The following is a 19,214-nucleotide window of genomic DNA, read 5'->3' as shown; positions in this document are numbered from 1 at the left end:
TCAAGTCAGGCCGCCAAATGCTTCCGCCGGGATTTGATCACCCAGATATGGCCGAACGGATCAACCAGAACACCTGCACGATCACCGCTTTCGAGCGTTTCCACTTCATTGCGGACATTTCCGCCCTCAGAAACTGCATGATGCATTACCCGGTCCGCATCATCCACATGGATGTCTAGCATGACAGGCGTAGCGCCTATCGCATGAGCCGAACGCGGGCCACCCAAAGATGCGTCTGCATCGCGTTTGGGGTTGGCTCCTACAATCATAATGAGCGATTCACCCATCCGGATTTCGGCAGCGATCATAACTCCGTCGTGTAAATACGGACGCCCCGCAAGCTTAGCGCCAAATACATTCTCGTAAAAATCGAGGGCATCCTGCTGATCGCCGTGGCGAACAAATAGCCTGATCGAAACCTCTCCAATCAATGTTGGTACGGCAAACATATCATCGCTCCCAGAGAAGAATCCTGAGCGAAAATCATGCCTCAAAACTAAGAACAAATCAAGAACAATTACTCTTTCCCACTGAGTCCCTCCTGCCAAGTTCCTGTCAAAAAGCGCTGAAGTCTCAGGTCTTTTGCGGTATGGAAGGACTTGGCGTTGCGTCCTTGTTATCACCTTCAAACTCTTTGGCTAAACCCATGAAACGTCGCATGAATTTTTCCATATAGCTTAGACCTTTTTCGAAATCCTCGTCTGATGGGAGATTATCGCGAACAAGCGGGGGAAGTTTACCTATACCGGCAACCGTATCTTCCAACTTGGCAACACGCGCTTTCAAATCGGCTATATCCTCCTCATAGAGCGTGCGCTCTTCAGCTGCAACCTTGCAGGCGAGTTGGCCCAGCTTTTCATGACAGATCGACATTTCTCCTGTCTTGTTATTCATCCGGACATAACCATCAGAGGTTTTTTCGAGTGAATAATTCGTTGTCTCCTGCGCTATGGCGGGTACAATCAGAACTGATGCCGCAGCAAGAAGCGCGAATGGTACGAGTGTGCGTGTCATTGAAATACTCCAACATTGCATTCGGCCATGATGTGGAAACAATACGCCAAAAATCCGGAACAGACCGATATTTCTGTTATCGATCGCAGTCTACGCTTTGCGCATGGCGGTTTTGCGTCTAGTAAATCTGCGATGACACAAATGATCTATAAAATCGTACCGCGCTCGCTCTGGCAAATCGCAGAGAGTAAAGGTGTTTTCGATGGTGCGCCTATCGACCATGCCGATGGTTACATCCATTTTTCAACGGCAGAACAAGCACGGGAAACCGCAGAGAAACATTTTACCGGACAAGATGATTTGCTTCTGGTTGCCGTACGCGCAGACAAACTTGGTCAAGCTCTCAAATTCGAGGTATCGCGTGGCGGTGCCCTCTTCCCACATCTTTATGCATTCCTGCCCCTTGATGCGGTCGAATGGGTGAAACCTTTGCCTCTCGACAACGACGGCAAACATTTATTCCCGGACCTAGCGGTATGAGCGATCTATTCCAATCTATCGGTCGCAAGCTTCTGTTCATACTCAATCCGGAAGATGCCCATGGGCTTTCGATAAATGCATTGAAAACCGGGCTTATTCCTACTTGTGCTCCAATCCATGATCCGGCGTTGCGGGTTACTGTCGCCGGCCTCGATTTTCCCAATCCTCTTGGCATGGCTGCGGGCTATGACAAGAATGCTGAAATTCCAGATTCCTTGCTCAAGCTCGGTTTTGGCTTTGCTGAGGTCGGCACGCTTACCCCTCTGGCACAGGCAGGCAATCCAAAACCTCGCATTTTCCGGCTTGTCGAAGACGAAGCTGTGATCAATCGGCTTGGTTTTAATAATGGTGGGCACGATGCTGCATTTCAGCGGCTGAACGAACGGCTTGGTCGTGGTGGTATTGTGGGCGTCAACATCGGAGCCAACAAGGATTCCCCAGATCGCTTCGCCGACTATGTTGCCGGTATCCGCAAGTTCTATGACCTTGCCAGCTACTTTACCGTCAATATTTCCTCACCCAACACACCGGGATTGCGGGATTTGCAAGCAAGAGACAGCCTCAGAGAACTGCTGGGCAAGGTATTGGACACTCGCGACGAATTGGCGGCTCGCTCGGGAACCAGACGACCTGTTTTCCTGAAGATTGCGCCGGATTTGCCTGACGCCAGCCTTGATGACATCGCTGCGGAAATTGCCTTGCACCCGCTTGACGGGCTCATCATTTCCAACACGACATTGGCTCGCGCAGGCTTGAAGAATAGAGCCAACGCGAGCCAAGCTGGTGGTCTTTCAGGTCGGCCCATATTTGAACGTTCGACAATCGTGCTAGCCAAGATGCGCCAACGCATCGGTGGTAATCTTCCGATCATCGGCGTGGGTGGCGTGGACAGCGCCACCACAGCGATCGCCAAGATTCGCGCTGGTGCAGATCTTGTCCAGCTTTATACCAGTATGATCTATCGTGGACCGGGTCTCCCGGGGCAAATCGTCAAAGACCTGTCGGCGACATTAAGGCGTGACGGCATTACCAACATTGCCGAGCTGCGTGATCGGGACGTGAACGATTGGGCGTCCAGAACTACCGCCGACTAGCGGGCGAACTGCAAACGGGCTCTGCTGGGCAGAATGCATAACAGCGAAATGCCGCGCAACCCGAGAAACAGATGCAAGGCCAGCCAAAGCCCGTGATTGCCGAAATATTTCGGCAGGATGAAGTAGGCAACAAAGTATCCTATCAACGATAGGATCATCATGTTGCGCATGTCACGTGACCATGTTGCGCCGATGAATACGCCGTCCATGTGAAAAGCCAGCAAGCCCACGACTGGCGCGAGCGCTGCCCAAGGCAAATAGATCGCAGCCAAAGCCTGTACCTCGGGGGACTTGATCAACAACGCAACTATAGCATCTCCATAAACGAGGAAAAACAGCGCCATTACTGACGCCAACACCATCCCCCAAAGGAATGACAACCTGATACCCCGGTCAAATGCCGGGCGATAATGCGCGCCCACGGCACGTCCTGAAATCTGTTCGGCGGCCGTAGTAACCCCGTCGATCAAATATCCGGAAACAAGCAGGAAATTCATGAGGACTGCGTTGGTCGCAAGGGTTATTGCGCCTGCTTCGGTCCCTGCCCGCGTAAAGTAAGCATAGGCGATCAACAGGAAAAACGAACGCAACATAATGTCTCTGTTGACAGCAAACATCCTGCGTATCTCCTGCACGTCGAAAACCCGGGCACGGGACGGATTAGGCACTGCTCGAAATTGCTTGTAAATCATAGTCAGTCCGACTAGCAGCGCGACGCTCTCACCGAGCACCGTGCCCCACGCAATACCTACCACGCCCCAACCCAGAACAAGTCCGAACCAGATCGTCATGATGATGTTCACGCCGTTCAGGAGAAACTGGAGATAGAGTCCCTGCATTGCTTTGCCCTGCCCCAACAGCAAGCCAAGGACAACAAAATTTCCAAGTGCCATGGGAGAAGACAAAAGCCGTATCGACACATATGTCGACATTGCATCAGCGACCGCCTTGTCTGGATTCATGAAGCTGATCGTAGCGCCGATGATGAGCGGCATTGCCGCGATAAAGATCACACCGGCAATCAGGGCAATACCGATCGCACGCCAGAAGACTGCCTGTTGCTCCACGCTGTCGTGCCGGCCCATTGCCTGAGCCACGAGCCCGGTAGTGCCGGCGCGCAGGAAGTTCATGGTGGAAAACAGGAAGTCGAAGACCAGCGCACCAATCGCAAGACCGCCTAGCAAATGTGCATCGCCGAGCTGTCCAACAACAGCAGTATCGACGAGGCCCAGAAGCGGCGTTGTCAGCGATGCCAGCATTACCGGGATGGTAATAGCCAGCATCAGACGGTTCGTTACCTCAAAAGGACGAACCGTTTTTGAATTGAGGACGGGTGAATTATCGATCATTATGCAAGGCACCGGCAAGTGCAACCGAGATAGTTGCCAACTCTCTATGCCACTACGCGGCGAAGCTTGCCAGAATAAATGAAACGACTGTATTCAGCTTGCCAGAACAAGCGCCCAATATCGCTCGTCGCTGCCAAGTTTAGCCTCGGCATAAGCCAAACCATATCGTTTGAAGCGAGCGTCCAGCATGTTGCGCCTATGCGGTGGAGATGCCATCCACATCGCAAAAAGCCGGTCGATATCCATGCGCCCCATTGCAATGTTTTCGGCGGCGGCGCCGTGGATTTCGTTGTCCTTGACCCGCGCTTCGAAACTTTTTCCCCAACCGGTAGTGTGCAGCATGCGTCCCGCTTTCGCCATATAGGCGGCCTGCTGTCCGGCAGCGCGTTCCAGAGTTGAATCGCTTACCAACCCGGAAAGACCGTTGCCAGTGCGTATATTGTTGATATTTGCGTTGGCAGAACCAGAGGCGCCGATACCATTTCCAGCCGATCCGATTGTCTGGCAAGCCGCCATTGGTAGCAGGGTAGCAACGGCAGCGAAACTGATGAAGCGTCGGCGAGAAATTTCGAAATTGGTTATTGGCATGAGCAACTCTTGAATATTGAACGCATGCGGGTAGCGCTCAATTATGGCTGCTTCACGTTACGGCAGGACTGCCGGATAATTTTGTTCTATCTGCGGTAATTCAAAATCCGCAAAATGATGAAGCAGGGAACAACAACGGCAGCTCCAAGCAACAAATAGGAAGCGAATCCCTCAATCGCACCAAACCCGAGGTTCCAGATACGTCGAATGAAGTTTTCGATCCCATAAACAATATCCATTGGCGACCAGTTGAAAGCACTCATGACGACGCCAACAACCAGCGAGATGACGATCAGTTTCAGCAATACCCTTCCCGGCGTATCTCCCAAGAAACGGTTTGTGCGATCTGACATGTTTACTCCCGGTGCTAGCTGTTTATCGCCGATACCCTTATGGCCTTTGTGGGCCGTGAGCAAGCTACGACCTGTTCGTGATAGTCGTTCTATGCCATGTAAGGTTGGGTTTGGAACTGGGTGATTCAACTGTTGAGTGACACAGAGATTTTTGCTGTTGTCTCCACGCAACATCGGGGGAGAGATATCGATGTGCATTACTTTGGCGCGCTGGAAGTCCCGCACCCCGGCATTGGCCAGTTTTCTGTTGCTAAGTATCTCAGCCTTTGCACAAACCCCTTCAACCAGTGTTCTTCCGGATTTGGCGCCCGCACAAATGCGCGAAGATCTGAAATTCCTGAAGGGCGATTGGGCACGGCAGGATAAGAGTTTCACAACTGTACAGCGCCTTGAGTTTGAGCGCATTGTCGATGAAACGGCGACCGCTGCCGATCAACTCTCCGAGAAAGCTTTCGCACTGGAAGTGATGCGCGCGGTGGCACTTGCCCGCAACGGGCATACGGTTGCACGAGCGGCCAACATGATGAACGCTATGCCGGTCAAAGCATGGTGGTTTGCCGACGGGCTTTATATTGTCAAAGCGCAACCGGAACTTGCACACCTCATTAGTGCGCGTATCGAAAAACTGGGCACTTTCACTGCTGACGAAGCGCTTGCGAAAGTCGCACCATTCATTTCCGGCACTGATCAGCGCATCCGTTTTCTAAGCGCCAATCTTTTGACCAGCCCTGATATACTGGAACATGTCGGTGTTGCTTCCGGGCCGGAAATCCCTCTTACATTACGGCTTGCGGACGGGAGTACAAAAGAAGTCAAATTGGGTGCTGCTTCGACACCTGATCCGGGCGACAAGGGTAAAAATATCAACAGGGGTTATACCGTACTTGTTCCTGACGAGCTCAGTCTGGAAGGCCGCTGGAACCATGTTCTGGATCCGATCAAAAAGCGCTCGCCGCTTTATACAAAACGCACGGATGTGACGACGTCCTGGCTTGAGGACAAGAAGGTATTCTATATTCGGCTCGACACGGTCTCGAGTATTGATGATACGCCACTTGACCAAAAATTTGCGGACATCTTCCGAAAATCGCTACTACCGTCAATCCCGAAATTTATAGTGATCGATCTTCGCCTGAACAGTGGTGGAGACTTCTTCAACACAATCCTTTTTTCACAATCATTGCCAAGGCTTGTTACGCCGAAGGGACGTATTCTGGTTCTCGTCAGCCGCGCAACTTTTTCGGCAGGCATCTCTACGGCAGCCATGCTGAAAGGTGCATCACTGGATAATGTGACGCTCGTTGGCGAAACCATGGGAGATAGTGGCCAGTTCTGGTCTGAAGGTGAAACAATCCCACTGCCCAACTCGAAAATTGGCGTTGAGTACAGCAATCAGTTCGAAGATTATGAGAATGGCTGTACCGATCCTGCAACATGTTTTTGGGCAGTGGTCGCGTTTGGGCCAAAGGGCATTTCACTCACACCAGAGGTAAGGCTTGACGTGACATTCGCGGACTATGCAGCCGGACGCGATCCCGTGCTTGAGACAGCATTGTCTCTGGCAAAGTGATGCCACCAGAAAGACTTTGACGGCTTTTTCCGCCCCTTTCTTAATAGTAATCATTACCTGCCAGCGCTTTGAACGGCATTACAATAGGGCTATACTGACCCGCACCAAACCGGCAGGTGCGGTGAACGGGGATAGCTTTTATGGTTTCAACGGCCAGATTAATTTTGGGTGTAGCGGCTTTCGGCTGGGCTTGCGCCTCTGGCATTACGAGCGCCCCGGCTCAATCAAGCAGGCCGAGTTGTGTACTGATACAGATCGGCGGCACTTCCCGCCAAGTTCTCAAATGTGGTGACGGACTGACGATCACACCTGAACGTGGCGCGAAATACACTCTGCTCGACCGGAACCGCGATGGCAAAGTCGATGCAGCACGCCTGCAAAGCAAAGCGATATTGCTCGACGCGCCGAAATTGCCATCCGGATTTGAAGTCATCACACCGCAAGCCATCGCCGCAGTTCGTGGAACGAAGTGGGCCGTTGATACAAGTGCTGGAACAACGGCTGTTTTCGTGATCAGAGGCGCAGTTGAGGTGTCACGTCCACAAGCAGGGAAAGGCGTTGTGCTCCGCCCCGGTGAAGGTGTCGATGTGGATAATGGCAGTGGATCACTGGTTGTAAAGCGGTGGCCAGCCGCCCGTGCATCCGCCTTGCTGGCGCGGCTCGGACAATAGGCCTCAATGAACAAGCGTCTGACACTAACGTTGACCGCGTTGATATTGACCTGCATCTGGGGAACCAGCCTCGGACTTATGCATATGAGAGGCAATGTCTGGTTCCTTGAACGCGTCGAAGCGACGCTTACTGACCTGAGAACTATCATCCGCGGCACGAAACCCGCTCCGGATATGGTGAGGATCATCGCGATTGACGATGCCACTGTTGCGCAAGCCGGGAACTATCCGCTCGCGCGCGCAAAACTGGCGGCAATGGTTGAAGAAGTGGCGCGGCTTAAACCAAAACTCATCGCCCTCGATATGCTTTTCGTCGACCCGGGTGCCATAGATGGAGACAAGGCTTTGGCAGCCGCTTTGTCTGGTACTCCATCTCTCATAGCTGGTGCTGCAGTCTTTCCTGAGGGAAAGCAAATGGTCGATGATAGTGCCGACGCGCTGGAAAGGGTGCCCGACGCTGCAAGCTTTCTTTTGCCGCAGAAACAGTTTTCGGATGTAGCTCCAGTCGGTATCGTCAATGTGGCCACTGATCGATCCGGCACACCCCGCTATATTCCGATGCTGTTCAAGAGTGGTGATGAGATACAGGCATCATTCTCACTACGGGCAGTGGCACTGGCATCCGGTGCCGAGCCGGTGTTCGAAGCCAGCGGTATTTCATTAAGCGACCGTTTCATTCGGACCGATGCGGGCCAGACCTTACCGATTACCTTCTATGGGCCACGCGGGACAATCAAAACGATAAGCGGTGTAGCAGTGCTCAACGGGCAATTAACCGCTGAAGATGTAACGGGCAAAATAATCGTGTTTGGCACTACCGTTACCGGTGGGGGCGATGTTTTCCCGACGCCATTCGATCAGGTCTTGCCCGGCGTGGAGGTGATTTCCACTGCGATTACCCAAATGGCCGCCGGGGATACGCTGGTGCGAGACCGTTCGACACATATGCTCGACGCCGTTTTTGCATTCTGTATTCCACTGATACTGGTGGGGCTGCTTGCCTGGCAGCGCAGTGTCATCGGCCTTTGCGCCATGGCCGCAGTAGTCGCTCTCTGGGTTGCGTTCAATATCCTCGCCTTCAATAACGGCACTTGGCTGAGTGCATCCTTGCCCATCACTGCCGCTGGGCCGCCAGTACTGTTATTCGGTGCGGTCCAGCTTTTTCTAGGTCGCAGGCGTGCCCAACATTTCGCTGATCAAAGCAAGATGCTACAGAGCGTCCAGGCTCCCGGCCTTGGACATTGGCTGGCGCGCAATCCAGATTTTCTGTCAGAACCGGTCCGGCAGGATGCTGCAATAGTCTTCATCGACCTTTCGGGTTTCACCGGCCTGAGCGAAACTCTGGGCCCCAACTCGACACGCGAGCTTCTCAACGCATTCTATAAACTCGTTGATGAAGAGGTTGCCGCCTGTAATGGCACCATCACCAGTTACATGGGTGATGGCGCTATGATCTTGTTTGGCCTCCCGCAACCTTCTCCAAACGATGCGCTAAATGCTACCCGTTGCAGCGTCAATCTTTGCAACCGCACCCGCCTATGGCTCGCATCGTTACCATTATCAACGAATTCGCGAATAGGCTTTAAAACAGGTGCTCATTTTGGCACGGTCATCGCATCCCGTCTCGGTGGCAGCGGACGTCAGCAGATCACTGCTACGGGTGATACAGTGAATGTAGCGAGCCGCTTGATGGAGGTCGCTGCAGCCAACAAGGCGGAACTCGCATTGAGTACCGAGATACTGCATGTGGCTGGCCCTGAAAGTGCGCCCCATAAATCAGGCCAGCTTACTGGTCCTGTTGAAACGGAAATTCGCGGGCGCTCCGGTTCAATAACGATCTGGCTCTGGCGCAACGCTTAAAAAGCTAGAGCGGGTAAAGGCGAACTTTATGCGCTTTATGAAAACAAGGCTGCTTTTCCTGATCCGTCGTATAATGAGATTGCATTTAAGGGAGACGGTTCTTAACGAGTGGAAGAATGGCAGACCGAGAGACCAAGAAGCTTAGCCGCTGGACTGATTTTGTTTTTTGCTGCTGGCAGCTTGGTGATCGTCGGCTTCATTGGCAAAGCCGCCTACCTACTCTTGGGCAGTTAGGCACGTGTTTTGACAAATTTTTAGGAGCAATGATTTTGATTTGTAGATTTTTTAAACTCGTTCTATTGGCGGGTGCAGTACTATCCATCCACACCAGTGCAAATGCCTTCGAGTATAACGGGTTTCGGTCCGCAATGACGTTGCCCGATGCTGAGAAAGCTGCCGCAGCACTGGGCACAAAGCTAACGCAGATGAAAGCCCCCTTAGACTCAAATTTTATTGTAGAAGGCAAATCTTTTTCGATTTTTGTCTGCGGAGGCAAGGTTGCCAGCTTGAACACACAGCATGAGGGTGGAATCGCAGAGTTTGCCTTGCTGATAAACTTCCGTAGCATAAAATTCGGCGAACCAAAACTGCAAGTAGTCTCTTTAAGACCAAGCATGGCGAACATTGATGCAAATTTTGATCTCCCGAATGGCGAAAAGAGATACCTCCAATTACATAGCTACGATGGGAAAGTAGGTATTTCAGAACACTACGTCTCATCCCCATCTGAGATAAGCTGCGAATAATTTCGAGCCGTTTTTCCACAGACACGCCGTCAAACCGGCACTAACCCATTGAAAAGATTGTTGGAGCGGGTGAAGGGAATCGAACCCTCGTATTCAGCTTGGGAAGCTGCTGCTCTACCATTGAGCTACACCCGCATACTGCCTATCAGGACCAATTGCGCCCGGCTTTGTCAAGCCGGACTTTAGCCTCTTCAGTTCACTTGAAATGCTTGGAGAGTTTCAGGCCTTGAGCCTGATAGTTTGAACCCAAATCCGTACCGTAGAGTGCACCAGGACGTTCCAGCATGTGCTCGTAGATCAACCTTCCGACGATCTGGCCATGTTCAAGAATGAAAGGAACTTCATGGCTCCGGACTTCCAGCACTGCACGGCTTCCCGTACCTCCAGCGGCCGTATGACCAAAGCCAGGATCGAAGAACCCGGCATAGTGAACACGAAACTCACCAACCAATGGATCAAATGGCGTCATTTCAGCGGCATATAGAGGCGGCACATGAACGGCTTCGCGGGAAACGAGGATATAGAACTCATCAGGATCGAGCACCAATTCGCGAGCGCCCCGATCATGGATCGGTTCCCAGAAGTCATAAAGGTCGTGAGCGCCGCGCTTGTCGACATCAACGACACCCGTATGGTGTTTGCCCCGATAGCCAACGAGTCCGTTTGCGTCACCCGTCAGATCAATGGAAAGAGCGATACCACCGCCGGAGATATTCGGTACCTCCGAGGCGACCAATGTTTCATTGGCATGGAGCGCTGTCAGTTCAGCCTCTTCCAGCTGAGCCCTACCCGTGCGAAAACGTATTTGCGACAAACGCGATCCTGCTCTCGCCACAATAGGAAATGTGCGTGGGCTGACTTCGAGATAAAGCGGTCCCTTATATCCAGCCGGAACTTTGTCGAATTCCTGCGCACCATCCACGATGACGCGCGTGAAAATATCCAGTCTGCCGGTTGAACTCTTTGGGTTGGCGGAAGCCGAAACATTGTCTGGAAGGTCCAGACTTTCGAGAAGCGGGACGATATAAACGCAGCCCGTCTCAAGCACTGCGCCTTCACTCAGATCAATCTCATGCAGCTTCAGACGTTCCAGCTTTGCCAAAACCGGCGTTCCCGGACCCGGCATGAAACTGGCTCGGACCCGGTAGGCCTTGGTTCCAAGCCGCAGATCAAGACTTGCCGGTTGAATTTGATCGCTGTCAAAATCCCGCGCAGTCTTCAGCGATCCCGCCTGATATAATGCCTTGATACCGTTATCGGCGAGAATGCCCGCTTGGTGTCTGCTCATGTTGGCCGTTCAATCCTGTAAAATCTCACAAAAGCTTTAGCGTTTCACCCCGTTGACGCAAGCGCCAGAGAGGATTAAAGCAGTTTTATCCCGTGGTGATTTGGCCGGCCGGCTTGCAGCCACGTAAAATAATTTGCTAAAAGAGGCCCGGTATCGTCCGGCCTTTTTGCGATTCACGCAAGGCCGGTTTTTTATTGCCTGATGAGGCAGATTGAGAAGACGATGCCAGAAGATACAAAAATCGGAAAGACTATCCGTACGTTCCGCCCCGCTACTCAACTCGTTCACGCAGGAACCCTCCGTTCCAGTTTTGGCGAAACATCCGAGTCTCTGTTTCTGACACAGGGTTTCGTTTATCCGAACGCTGAGGCTGCGGAAGCTCGCTTCAAAGGTGAAGAGCCCGGTTTCATCTATTCGCGTTACGCCAATCCAACGACTGACATGTTCGAGAAACGTATGTGTGCACTTGAAGGTGCGGAAGATGCCCGGGCCACAGCATCGGGTATGGCAGCCGTTGCAGCGGCCATTATCTGTCAGGTGAAAGCCGGCGATCACGTGTTGGCAGCGCGCGCGATGTTTGGCTCCTGTCGCTACATCATCGAGACTCTCCTGCCTCGCTATGGCGTGGACTTTACGCTGATCGATGGTTCAAAAATCGAAAACTGGCAGAATGCTATCCGCCCCAACACAAAGGTACTGTTCCTCGAAAGCCCGACAAATCCGACGCTGGAAGTCATCGATATCAGTGCTGTGGCTGATGTCGCCAATTCGGTCGGCGCGAAGCTCATCGTGGACAATGTCTTTGCAACACCGCTTTTTCAGAAGCCCCTTGAGCTTGGTGCGCACATCGTCGTTTATTCAACCACCAAACACATTGACGGACAGGGCCGTTGCCTTGGCGGCATGATCCTTTCCGACAAGGCCTGGATCGACGAAAACCTTCATGAGTATTTCCGGCATACGGGCCCCGGCCTCAGCCCGTTTAATTCATGGGTCATGCTCAAGGGACTGGAAACATTGTCCGTACGTGTGCGGCAACAGACGGAAAGTGCGGCGAAAATTGCAGATTTCCTTTCCAGTCACTCGGCCATATCTAAAGTCATCTATCCGGGCCGGGCAGACCACCCGCAGGCCGACATTATTTCCCGGCAGATGAAGGGTGGCTCGACGCTGCTGGCGTTCGAAGTAAAGGGAGGCAAGAAGGCTGCGTTTAAATTTGAGAACGCGCTTGAAGTCATCCTGATCTCCAACAATCTCGGTGATTCAAAGAGCCTTATTACGCATCCTACCACGACGACACACAAGAACCTCACGGACGAAGCCCGTGCGGAACTTGGAATCTCGGATGGATTGCTGCGCTTGTCTGTCGGGCTCGAAGATGCCGACGATCTGATCGAAGATCTCGATATTGCATTGAAGGCCAGCCTTTAAGCTGAAAACTGTCGCGCCGGGAATAAATCCGGCGCGGTTTGTCTCGTTTTCCGCTCTCCGGACTGTGATCACAAATGATTTAGATCGAGACGGTTGACGTCACGGCTTTGACTCGTGATATCAAGTACATAAGTCAGAATGTAATTGTTGCGAGCTGTTTCGGATTGCCCGTGGCCCTTTCCGGATGAGATGGAGAATGCTCACGCGATGAGAGCGGGAACCTATAAAGCGACCACACTCGATATAGAGGTCAGTGTCGAACCATTTTATCTGGAGGAGCAATCCGATCCGGCAGCAAACCATTATGTGTGGGGGTATCGTATAACCATCGCCAATGAGTCTGAACGTACAGTTCAATTGCGATCACGCCATTGGAAGATAACGGACGCACATGGTCACGTTGAAGAAGTAAGCGGTGCCGGTGTTATCGGTGAACAGCCGGTGTTGAATCCTGGTGATAGCTTTCAATATTCATCCGGTTGCCCGTTGAAAACCGCGTCGGGTGTAATGGTAGGACACTATGTTATGCAGACGAATGGCGGTGACCGATTCAACATCGAGATTCCTGCCTTTTCGCTTGATCTTCCCGATCAATTGCGGACATTGAATTGATTATGGGGGAATTGATCATGGGGGAAACGATGCAGGAAACCAACCGAACCCAGTCTCCTTACATCAAAGCACTCAGTTGTTCGGCAGTTGCTCTGCTTGCCGGGCTAGCAGCGCTTTTCTTTGGATTTCGGCTTCCAAGCTTTACCACCAATGCGGAAGCAGCAAGTCAACTCGTAGCACTTGCGGCAGTTCCAGGGCTGATCGTCGGACTGCTGGCTAAGAAATCAATGCGGCCTTGGCCACTATGGCTGATCATCAGCGCCTTTATCATCATATTGATTGTCGTAACAATCGCACATGAAATGACGGCCGGGTTTCGGGCCTAAGCCCCTCTGGTCAGGCTTTCTTGACGAATTCCGTTTTCAAGACCAAGCCTTTAACCTGCTTGGTATTGCATTCGATTTCGCCATCCCGGCCATTCAGGCGGATGTTCTTGACCAAGGTTCCCCGCTTAATGGTCTCTGATGTACCTTTGACCTTCAGGTCTTTAATCAGGGTCACGGAATCGCCATCATGCAACTCAGTGCCATTACTATCTCTGATCTCCATAAGCGAAATCCTTAGTTCTTCGGCCGAAACTCGGCCGGGTCAAAATCATATTGTGTGGAGCAGAACTCGCAGGTAACGCTGATCTTGCCCTCTTCGATGCTGTCATTGATTTCTTCGGCAGTGAAATTTGCAAGGACACTGGCGATCTTATCGCGCGAGCAGGCACAATCATCATTGACCGCTACCGCATCAAAAACCCGGACACCGCGCTCATGGAAAAGGCGATAGAGCAACCGTTCCGCACCAACCTGCGGATCTGTGAGTTCCGAACTTTCGATTGTCGAAACCAGAGCCTTGACCTCGGCCCACTCATCATCCTCAACAATTTCCCCGTTGGCATCCAACTCTGTTTCAGGCCCATCGCCACCAGGCAAATCACGCTGACGCATACGCAATTCGGACTCGGGAAGAAACTGTACAATCAGACCACCGGCGCGCCACTGCTCGACCGGCCTGCCGTCTGCGCCACGTTCAATCAATTTTGCTACGGAGAGACGCACGTCGGTCGGGATCTGCTCCGACTGGCGAAAATAGGTCTTTGCAACCTCTTCGAGATTTGAGCCATCCAATGCGACGATACCTTGATAGCGCTGGGAATACTCGCCCTGATCCACGGTGAATGCCAGCGTTCCGCTGCCCATCAGCTCCACCTGAGAAAGCTCACCTGCCTCAATCGCATCCGCAAGCCGCTCTTCATCGTAACGGGCGTAGGCGCGCACTGAATTTGGCGTACGAAAATCGACAACCAGCATGTCTACCGGGCCATCAGACTGTGATTGAAAAATGAACTTGCCATCGAACTTCAATGAAGTGCCTAGCAGAACCGTCAAAACGATGGCTTCTGCGAGCAGCTTCGCAACTGGTTCCGGATAGTCATGGCGGCTCAGTATTTCATGAAGCGTCGGCCCAAGCTGAACCGCACGGCCGCGCGCGTCCAATTCCTGAACCTGAAACGGCACAACCGCATCATCGCCTGCGAAAACATACTCATCCGGAAAACTTGACGATTCAGACACCCGGGCGTCCTCCTTCAAGACACCATGCAAGGATGGCTTTTTGAGCATGCAGCCGGTTTTCCGCTTCATCGAAGACCACCGAATGCGGTCCATCAATGACAGAATCCGTAACTTCCTCGCCCCGATGCGCGGGTAGGCAATGCATGAACAATGCATCAGGGTTGGCATGTTTCATCAATGCATCATTGACCTGATACGGCATAAATACATTATGGCCACGGGCGCGGTTTTCCTGCCCCATTGAAACCCACGTGTCGGTGACAATACAGTCCACACCTTCCACAGCCGCAATCGGGTCAGTGGTCAGTTTGATTTTGCCGCCAGCGTTTTTCGACCAATCAAGATATTTGCGTTCAGGCTCGCTGCCATCGGGCGTGGCGATATTAAGATTGAAGTCAAAGCGCGCGGCAGCTTCCACCAGCGAGTGCAAGACATTGTTGCCATCACCCGTCCAGGCAAAGGTTTTACCCTTAACCGGTCCACGGTGCTCCTCAAATGTCATGATATCAGCCATGATCTGACAAGGATGCGTATCATCGGTCAATGCATTGATAACCGGCACTGTCGCATTCTCGGCCATTTCGATGAGCCGTTCATGTGTCGTGGTACGCATCATGATAATGTCGACGTAACGCGACAATACTTTCGCGGTGTCGGCAATTGTCTCACTGCGACCAAGTTGCATTTCCGACCCCGTAAGCATGAGCGTTTCACCGCCGAGCTGACGCATGCCCACATCGAACGATACGCGGGTACGTGTAGAGGGTTTGTCGAAAATCATCGCCAGCACCTTGCCTGCAAATGGTTTTTCGATGTTACCAGCTTTGAGGCGTGTTTTGCGGGCACGCGCATCGTCAAGAATGAGACGGAGATCGCCTGAAGAAAGCGCCGAGAGATCCGTAAAGTGACGGAGATCCTGCTTGATTGTCATTGGATTGCCCTCACGCGATCTTCTGTCTGGATGCAGGAGCCAGGCGCTCTGCTGCAGCTTCAATCTTTGAAAGAGCGTCGCGCATTTCCTCTTCACTCACAACCAAGGGTGGCAAAAGACGAATGACATTGTCACCAGCGCCCACGGTCAGAAGATGTTCATCGCGCAGTGCCTGCACGAGCGTCGTATTAGGAACAACCGCTTTCAGCCCGACAAGAAGACCCCGGCCGCGCACTTCGGAAATAACGCCGGGATAGCGATCCGAGATAGAAGCCAGTCCCTGCTTCATAAACAGAGCCATCTTCTGCACATGATCGAGAAAACCGTCCGCGAGAACGATGTCGAGGACAGCATTGCCGACGGCCATTGCCAAGGGATTACCGCCATAGGTTGTGCCGTGCACACCGGCGGTCATGCCCTTTGCAGCTTCTGCCGTGGCAAGGCATACCCCGAGTGGAAAGCCGCCGCCGATGCCTTTGGCTACAGCCATGATGTCCGGCGTAATCCCTGACCATTCATGAGCAAAAAGCTTGCCGGTACGACCCATACCCGACTGTACTTCGTCGAGGATGAGAAGAATGCCTTCCTCGTCGCAAAGCTTGCGCAAGGCGCGCAAATCTTCGTCGGCGACGGGACGCACACCGCCCTCGCCCTGAATTGGTTCTATAAGGATAGCAGCCGTCTGAGGACCTATTGCTGCTTTCAAGGCCTTTTCGTCACCGAATGGAACCTGGTCGAATCCTTCGACTTTGGGGCCAAAACCTTCCAGATATTTGGCCTGACCGCCTGCAGCAATAGTCGCCAGCGTCCGACCGTGGAATGCACCCTCGAAAGTGATGATGTGGAAACGTTCCGGATTGCCGTTCACATAGTGGTACCGGCGCGCTGTCTTGATGGCACACTCAAGTGCCTCGGCGCCAGAGTTCGTAAAAAACACCTTGTCGGCAAAAGTATTGTCTACAAGACGCTGCCCCAAGCGTTTTTGGCCCGGAATTTCATAGATGTTGGACAGATGCCAAAGTTTTTCGGCCTGGGTCTTCAGCGCCTCGACCAGATGCGGATGCGAATAGCCAAGCAGGTTCACGGCGATACCGGCAGCGAAATCAAGATATTCTTCGCCGCTCTCGGTTGTCAGCCATACGCCCTCTCCTCGCTCAAAGCGCAGATCCGCACGAGCATAAGTGTCGTATAGCGGTTGCGCGTTTGCGTCCGTCATTTTTCCTGGGCCTCCAAAACCCTATTTGCCAAACTGCTGATCCTTAAAGGAAATCGGCAATGATTAAATCAAAAAGCCGCCCCACAATGCCATTTTTGGGGGCGGCCACACGGTGTTAATATCATCATTCAGTTTCCAATTGTCAAATAAACAGTTCGAAAGTGATACATCACAAATATTGCTGTAATTTGATTGCAAGCGGCTTATTCAAAAGCCGGCATTATTTGGTTTGTCGACAAAGCCGTAAAACGTCATTTTTGCAACAGTTTAACGTGCAAGTTGGGGAAAACCAAAAAAAGCACCCCTGCAAACCAAGCCTGACTCTTGTCACGGAGTCATCGCATATTGTAGCTTGAGAAACGAAATAGCTAGATTTCGTACGGCGTCCTCGTCATCTGAATAGATATAGTACTGATACAATCTGGAGCAATCCAGATGCGAGGAAGGATTCAGTCTGAAAGCCGTACAAAACAGAGCCCCATATGGAGCTAGGGAACAATGAACTGGACAGATGAGCGCGTAGAGCAGCTGAAAAAACTTTGGGCCGAAGGTCTGAGTGCAAGCCAGATCGCAGCACAACTGGGCGGCGTGAGCCGTAATGCCGTTATCGGCAAAGTGCACCGGCTGAAGCTGTCCGGACGCGGAAAGACGACTTCTTCTCAGACGCGCAGCAAGAAGGTCAATACCACCGCATCCAGCAGCCAGCGCAGCAGCGGCGGAACTATCGGCCATATGTCGAGCCGTGTTGTAAACCGCAGCGTGGGCGCGACTGCACTACAAGCTGAATACAGCACTGATATCGTACCTGTGGTTACTCGGACGGTTACAGATGTGGTTGTGCCTATCTCTCGTAAGCTTGAATTGGTCGAGTTGAGCGAGCGCACCTGCAAATGGCCGGTAGGCGATCCATTGCTGCCAGGCTTTAATTTCTGCGGCAATGATGTTGGCGAAGGTGGCCCATATTGCACATACCACTCACGTCTTGCTTATCAGCCGGCTTCAGACCGCCGCCGCCGCTAATTGTTGCCTTCGGAATGGAAAAATAAAGGCGCCAAACGGCGCCTTTATTTTTAGCAAGATTTCGTGCCTAGACCTTTTGCGGACCGAAGACGACGGTGAAGGAAGAGCCTTCTCCAACCTGCGAACGAATTACCAAGCGCGCGCGATGCCTTGTCAGAATGTGCTTTACAATGGCAAGGCCCAGCCCCGTGCCTTTTTGGGCCCGGCTCGTTTCTACATTAATTCGATAAAAGCGCTCCGTCAGACGCGGGATATGCTCATCGGGAATACCGGGACCGAAATCCTGCACCGTTGCCTTGGTCACATCGCCAGTCTGCTTGAGTTCCAGAATAACGCGTTTACCCGACTGACCGTACTTGCAAGCATTTTCCAACAGATTTTGAAACACTTGCGTAAGCTCGTCGCGATCTCCAAGCACATTGATCGGGCCGGGACTGATAACGCGTTCGATAGTAATGCCCAGATCCGTCGCAACCGGACGAAGTGAATCCGCGACATGATTAAGGACTGCTGTAAGATCGACCTGATCCTTTACGGCAATATGCGCCTTCATTTCGATGCGGGACAAGGACAAAAGATCGTCAATGAGCCGAGCCATCCGCTCAGCCTGTTTTTGCATAATCTCCAGAAAATTATCCCGGGCTGTCTCGTCCTTGCGCGCTGGTCCTCTCAATGTCTCGATAAAGCCCGTAAGCGAAGCAAGCGGCGTACGTAACTCGTGGCTGGCATTGGCAATAAAATCTGAGCGCATTCGTTCCAGTCTGCGGGCTTCCGTCTGATCGCGGAACGACAAGAGGTATTGACGATCACCAGCGGTTGCCTGATCAAGCAGGAGCACTGTCGCACTGTACCAGCGCTCCACAGGTACCCGTTCAAAATAATCGACGGAGCGGGCTACACCATCTGTCATGACCGAATGCACAAGCGTCTGCATTTCAGGCGCACGGAAATGCAGCATTAAGACGCCACCTCGCTCCACCGACCTGAACGCGCCGCTCGCCGCAGGGTTCACATAGAGAATAGTACCTTCATGATCGAAAATAATCAGCGGGTCTGGTAACTGGGCTGCCAGTTGCTGACCTGACAAATGAAAGATTGCTGGATCACCAGGATCTACGGTTGCAGGGTTTTCCTGCCGCGGCAACGCTGCAGATACGGCGACGACAGTCAGGAGAACAAGCATGAGAACAACGAAACTCAGCCACCAGGATTCACTGACGCCGAGTATCAGAGCGGTGATAAAGGCAGCCGCAGCAAGTATGAAGCGCGAACGAATAATGCGCTCCAACGCCCTGCGCCGAAGTCCGCTGCCACCCTGCCCGAATACGCTCATACACTAAGCTCCCGATCCGCCTGTGTTTTTAGCCACTAGACGATACACTGCTGTCCCAATAACATGGATTTATGTCAATTGAGGACGTTCACA

The 19,214-nt window shown here is 52.5% G+C and carries 21 protein-coding genes, 1 tRNA gene and 1 riboswitch; of the genes, 10 read left to right on the top strand and 12 right to left on the bottom strand.

Features of this window, described 5'->3' with window-relative positions; translation table 11 throughout:
* Positions 1-5: 5 nt before the first annotated feature.
* Both ABKW30_RS18955 and ABKW30_RS18950 read right to left on the bottom strand, forming a co-directional pair.
* Positions 6-449, bottom strand: coding sequence for a VOC family protein (locus ABKW30_RS18955; protein WP_348600485.1), 444 nt, complete (start codon positions 447-449; stop codon positions 6-8).
* Positions 450-573: 124 nt separating this feature from the next.
* Positions 574-1,014, bottom strand: coding sequence for a hypothetical protein (locus ABKW30_RS18950; protein ID WP_348600484.1), 441 nt, complete (start codon positions 1,012-1,014; stop codon positions 574-576).
* 132 nt (positions 1,015-1,146) lie between these two features.
* On the opposite strand from ABKW30_RS18950, the gene ABKW30_RS18945 reads away from it, so the two are divergent.
* Both ABKW30_RS18945 and ABKW30_RS18940 read left to right on the top strand, forming a co-directional pair.
* Positions 1,147-1,494, top strand: coding sequence for a DUF952 domain-containing protein (locus tag ABKW30_RS18945; RefSeq protein ID WP_348600817.1), 348 nt, complete (start codon positions 1,147-1,149; stop codon positions 1,492-1,494).
* Positions 1,491-2,588 (top strand): quinone-dependent dihydroorotate dehydrogenase, encoded by a 1,098-nt coding sequence (locus ABKW30_RS18940; RefSeq protein WP_348600483.1) that lies wholly within the window; start codon positions 1,491-1,493, stop codon positions 2,586-2,588. The genes ABKW30_RS18945 and ABKW30_RS18940 overlap by 4 nt, the downstream gene beginning before the upstream one ends.
* Here ABKW30_RS18940 and ABKW30_RS18935 read toward each other — a convergent pair.
* The 3 genes from ABKW30_RS18935 to ABKW30_RS18925 all read right to left on the bottom strand — a co-directional run bounded on the left by ABKW30_RS18935 (position 2,585) and on the right by ABKW30_RS18925 (position 4,878).
* Positions 2,585-3,937, bottom strand: coding sequence for an MATE family efflux transporter (locus tag ABKW30_RS18935; RefSeq protein WP_348600482.1), 1,353 nt, complete (start codon positions 3,935-3,937; stop codon positions 2,585-2,587). The genes ABKW30_RS18940 and ABKW30_RS18935 overlap by 4 nt on opposite strands.
* A gap of 93 nt (positions 3,938-4,030) precedes the next feature.
* Positions 4,031-4,525 carry a CAP domain-containing protein gene (locus ABKW30_RS18930; protein ID WP_348600481.1) on the bottom strand — a complete coding sequence of 165 codons (495 nt, stop codon included), beginning with the start codon at positions 4,523-4,525 and terminating at the stop codon, positions 4,031-4,033.
* An 86-nt stretch (positions 4,526-4,611) separates the two neighbouring features.
* Positions 4,612-4,878 (bottom strand): DUF6460 domain-containing protein, encoded by a 267-nt coding sequence (locus tag ABKW30_RS18925; RefSeq protein WP_348600480.1) that lies wholly within the window; start codon positions 4,876-4,878, stop codon positions 4,612-4,614.
* A 190-nt stretch (positions 4,879-5,068) separates the two neighbouring features.
* On the opposite strand from ABKW30_RS18925, the gene ABKW30_RS18920 reads away from it, so the two are divergent.
* The 4 genes from ABKW30_RS18920 to ABKW30_RS18905 all read left to right on the top strand — a co-directional run bounded on the left by ABKW30_RS18920 (position 5,069) and on the right by ABKW30_RS18905 (position 9,725).
* On the top strand, positions 5,069-6,448 hold the full coding sequence (locus ABKW30_RS18920) for a peptidase S41 (protein WP_348600479.1): 1,380 nt from the start codon (positions 5,069-5,071) through the stop codon (positions 6,446-6,448).
* Between the two features lie 140 nt (positions 6,449-6,588).
* A complete protein-coding gene (locus ABKW30_RS18915; RefSeq protein ID WP_348600478.1) occupies positions 6,589-7,119 on the top strand; it encodes a FecR domain-containing protein in 531 nt (176 codons plus the stop codon).
* 6 nt (positions 7,120-7,125) lie between these two features.
* Positions 7,126-8,979 (top strand): adenylate/guanylate cyclase domain-containing protein, encoded by a 1,854-nt coding sequence (locus ABKW30_RS18910; protein ID WP_348600477.1) that lies wholly within the window; start codon positions 7,126-7,128, stop codon positions 8,977-8,979.
* A 116-nt stretch (positions 8,980-9,095) separates the two neighbouring features.
* A complete protein-coding gene (locus tag ABKW30_RS18905; RefSeq protein WP_348600476.1) occupies positions 9,096-9,725 on the top strand; it encodes a hypothetical protein in 630 nt (209 codons plus the stop codon).
* A gap of 61 nt (positions 9,726-9,786) precedes the next feature.
* Here the strand turns inward: ABKW30_RS18905 and ABKW30_RS18900 are convergent.
* Both ABKW30_RS18900 and ABKW30_RS18895 read right to left on the bottom strand, forming a co-directional pair.
* Positions 9,787-9,860 (bottom strand) — tRNA-Gly (locus ABKW30_RS18900).
* A gap of 61 nt (positions 9,861-9,921) precedes the next feature.
* Positions 9,922-11,013: a 2'-deoxycytidine 5'-triphosphate deaminase gene (locus tag ABKW30_RS18895; RefSeq protein ID WP_348600475.1), complete on the bottom strand. Its 1,092-nt coding sequence runs from the start codon at positions 11,011-11,013 to the stop codon at positions 9,922-9,924.
* Between the two features lie 82 nt (positions 11,014-11,095).
* A riboswitch (SAM riboswitch) is annotated at positions 11,096-11,175 on the top strand.
* A gap of 60 nt (positions 11,176-11,235) precedes the next feature.
* On the opposite strand from ABKW30_RS18895, the gene ABKW30_RS18890 reads away from it, so the two are divergent.
* The 3 genes from ABKW30_RS18890 (at position 11,236) to ABKW30_RS18880 (ending at position 13,382) form a co-directional block, all read left to right on the top strand.
* Positions 11,236-12,444 (top strand): O-succinylhomoserine sulfhydrylase, encoded by a 1,209-nt coding sequence (locus tag ABKW30_RS18890; protein WP_348600474.1) that lies wholly within the window; start codon positions 11,236-11,238, stop codon positions 12,442-12,444.
* 207 nt (positions 12,445-12,651) lie between these two features.
* Positions 12,652-13,056: a Co2+/Mg2+ efflux protein ApaG gene (gene apaG / locus ABKW30_RS18885; RefSeq protein ID WP_348600473.1), complete on the top strand. Its 405-nt coding sequence runs from the start codon at positions 12,652-12,654 to the stop codon at positions 13,054-13,056.
* A 29-nt stretch (positions 13,057-13,085) separates the two neighbouring features.
* Positions 13,086-13,382 (top strand): hypothetical protein, encoded by a 297-nt coding sequence (locus tag ABKW30_RS18880; protein ID WP_348600472.1) that lies wholly within the window; start codon positions 13,086-13,088, stop codon positions 13,380-13,382.
* A gap of 10 nt (positions 13,383-13,392) precedes the next feature.
* On the opposite strand, the gene ABKW30_RS18875 is transcribed toward ABKW30_RS18880, so the two are convergent.
* Genes ABKW30_RS18875 through ABKW30_RS18860 form a run of 4 tightly spaced genes read right to left on the bottom strand, consistent with a single transcriptional unit; the run spans position 13,393 to position 16,768 of the window.
* Positions 13,393-13,614: an alkylphosphonate utilization protein gene (locus ABKW30_RS18875; protein ID WP_348600816.1), complete on the bottom strand. Its 222-nt coding sequence runs from the start codon at positions 13,612-13,614 to the stop codon at positions 13,393-13,395.
* Positions 13,615-13,616: 2 nt separating this feature from the next.
* Positions 13,617-14,669, bottom strand: coding sequence for an Hsp33 family molecular chaperone (locus ABKW30_RS18870; RefSeq protein WP_348600815.1), 1,053 nt, complete (start codon positions 14,667-14,669; stop codon positions 13,617-13,619).
* Entirely contained in the window at positions 14,614-15,552 is a 939-nt protein-coding gene (gene argF, locus ABKW30_RS18865; RefSeq protein ID WP_348600471.1) for an ornithine carbamoyltransferase, read from the bottom strand. The genes ABKW30_RS18870 and argF overlap by 56 nt, the downstream gene beginning before the upstream one ends.
* A gap of 10 nt (positions 15,553-15,562) precedes the next feature.
* Complete coding sequence (locus tag ABKW30_RS18860; RefSeq protein WP_348600470.1) at positions 15,563-16,768, bottom strand: aspartate aminotransferase family protein; 1,206 nt, start codon at positions 16,766-16,768, stop codon at positions 15,563-15,565.
* Between the two features lie 498 nt (positions 16,769-17,266).
* Between ABKW30_RS18860 and ABKW30_RS18855 the strand changes: the two genes are divergently transcribed.
* Entirely contained in the window at positions 17,267-17,788 is a 522-nt protein-coding gene (locus tag ABKW30_RS18855; protein ID WP_348600469.1) for a GcrA family cell cycle regulator, read from the top strand.
* A 67-nt stretch (positions 17,789-17,855) separates the two neighbouring features.
* Here ABKW30_RS18855 and ABKW30_RS18850 read toward each other — a convergent pair whose 3' ends face one another.
* The gene (locus ABKW30_RS18850) at positions 17,856-19,121 is read right to left on the bottom strand and encodes an ATP-binding protein (protein WP_348600468.1); all 1,266 of its coding nucleotides are present in this window, start codon (positions 19,119-19,121) and stop codon (positions 17,856-17,858) included.
* Between the last annotated feature and the right edge of the window lie 93 nt (positions 19,122-19,214).

It is taken from the genome of Phyllobacterium sp. SB3, from assembly GCF_040009165.1.
In the GTDB taxonomy this organism is placed as follows: domain Bacteria; phylum Pseudomonadota; class Alphaproteobacteria; order Rhizobiales; family Rhizobiaceae; genus Phyllobacterium.
Note: the sequence above shows the minus strand (reverse complement) of the source record. Positions and strands in the feature narration are given on the sequence as shown.

Coding starts and splice junctions, on each gene's coding strand:
- ABKW30_RS18930 (WP_348600481.1), bottom strand. CDS start 4,525: ATGCCAATAACCAATTTCGAAATTTCTCGCCGACGCTTCATCAGTTTC.
- apaG (WP_348600473.1), top strand. CDS start 12,652: ATGAGAGCGGGAACCTATAAAGCGACCACACTCGATATAGAGGTCAGT.
- ABKW30_RS18855 (WP_348600469.1), top strand. CDS start 17,267: ATGAACTGGACAGATGAGCGCGTAGAGCAGCTGAAAAAACTTTGGGCC.
- ABKW30_RS18910 (WP_348600477.1), top strand. CDS start 7,126: ATGAACAAGCGTCTGACACTAACGTTGACCGCGTTGATATTGACCTGC.
- ABKW30_RS18950 (WP_348600484.1), bottom strand. CDS start 1,014: ATGACACGCACACTCGTACCATTCGCGCTTCTTGCTGCGGCATCAGTT.
- ABKW30_RS18945 (WP_348600817.1), top strand. CDS start 1,147: ATGACACAAATGATCTATAAAATCGTACCGCGCTCGCTCTGGCAAATC.
- ABKW30_RS18905 (WP_348600476.1), top strand. CDS start 9,096: ATGGCAGACCGAGAGACCAAGAAGCTTAGCCGCTGGACTGATTTTGTT.
- ABKW30_RS18915 (WP_348600478.1), top strand. CDS start 6,589: ATGGTTTCAACGGCCAGATTAATTTTGGGTGTAGCGGCTTTCGGCTGG.
- ABKW30_RS18860 (WP_348600470.1), bottom strand. CDS start 16,768: ATGACGGACGCAAACGCGCAACCGCTATACGACACTTATGCTCGTGCG.
- ABKW30_RS18880 (WP_348600472.1), top strand. CDS start 13,086: ATGCAGGAAACCAACCGAACCCAGTCTCCTTACATCAAAGCACTCAGT.
- ABKW30_RS18955 (WP_348600485.1), bottom strand. CDS start 449: ATGTTTGCCGTACCAACATTGATTGGAGAGGTTTCGATCAGGCTATTT.
- ABKW30_RS18890 (WP_348600474.1), top strand. CDS start 11,236: ATGCCAGAAGATACAAAAATCGGAAAGACTATCCGTACGTTCCGCCCC.
- ABKW30_RS18870 (WP_348600815.1), bottom strand. CDS start 14,669: ATGCTCAAAAAGCCATCCTTGCATGGTGTCTTGAAGGAGGACGCCCGG.
- ABKW30_RS18920 (WP_348600479.1), top strand. CDS start 5,069: ATGTGCATTACTTTGGCGCGCTGGAAGTCCCGCACCCCGGCATTGGCC.
- argF (WP_348600471.1), bottom strand. CDS start 15,552: ATGACAATCAAGCAGGATCTCCGTCACTTTACGGATCTCTCGGCGCTT.
- ABKW30_RS18935 (WP_348600482.1), bottom strand. CDS start 3,937: ATGATCGATAATTCACCCGTCCTCAATTCAAAAACGGTTCGTCCTTTT.
- ABKW30_RS18850 (WP_348600468.1), bottom strand. CDS start 19,121: ATGAGCGTATTCGGGCAGGGTGGCAGCGGACTTCGGCGCAGGGCGTTG.
- ABKW30_RS18925 (WP_348600480.1), bottom strand. CDS start 4,878: ATGTCAGATCGCACAAACCGTTTCTTGGGAGATACGCCGGGAAGGGTA.
- ABKW30_RS18940 (WP_348600483.1), top strand. CDS start 1,491: ATGAGCGATCTATTCCAATCTATCGGTCGCAAGCTTCTGTTCATACTC.
- ABKW30_RS18895 (WP_348600475.1), bottom strand. CDS start 11,013: ATGAGCAGACACCAAGCGGGCATTCTCGCCGATAACGGTATCAAGGCA.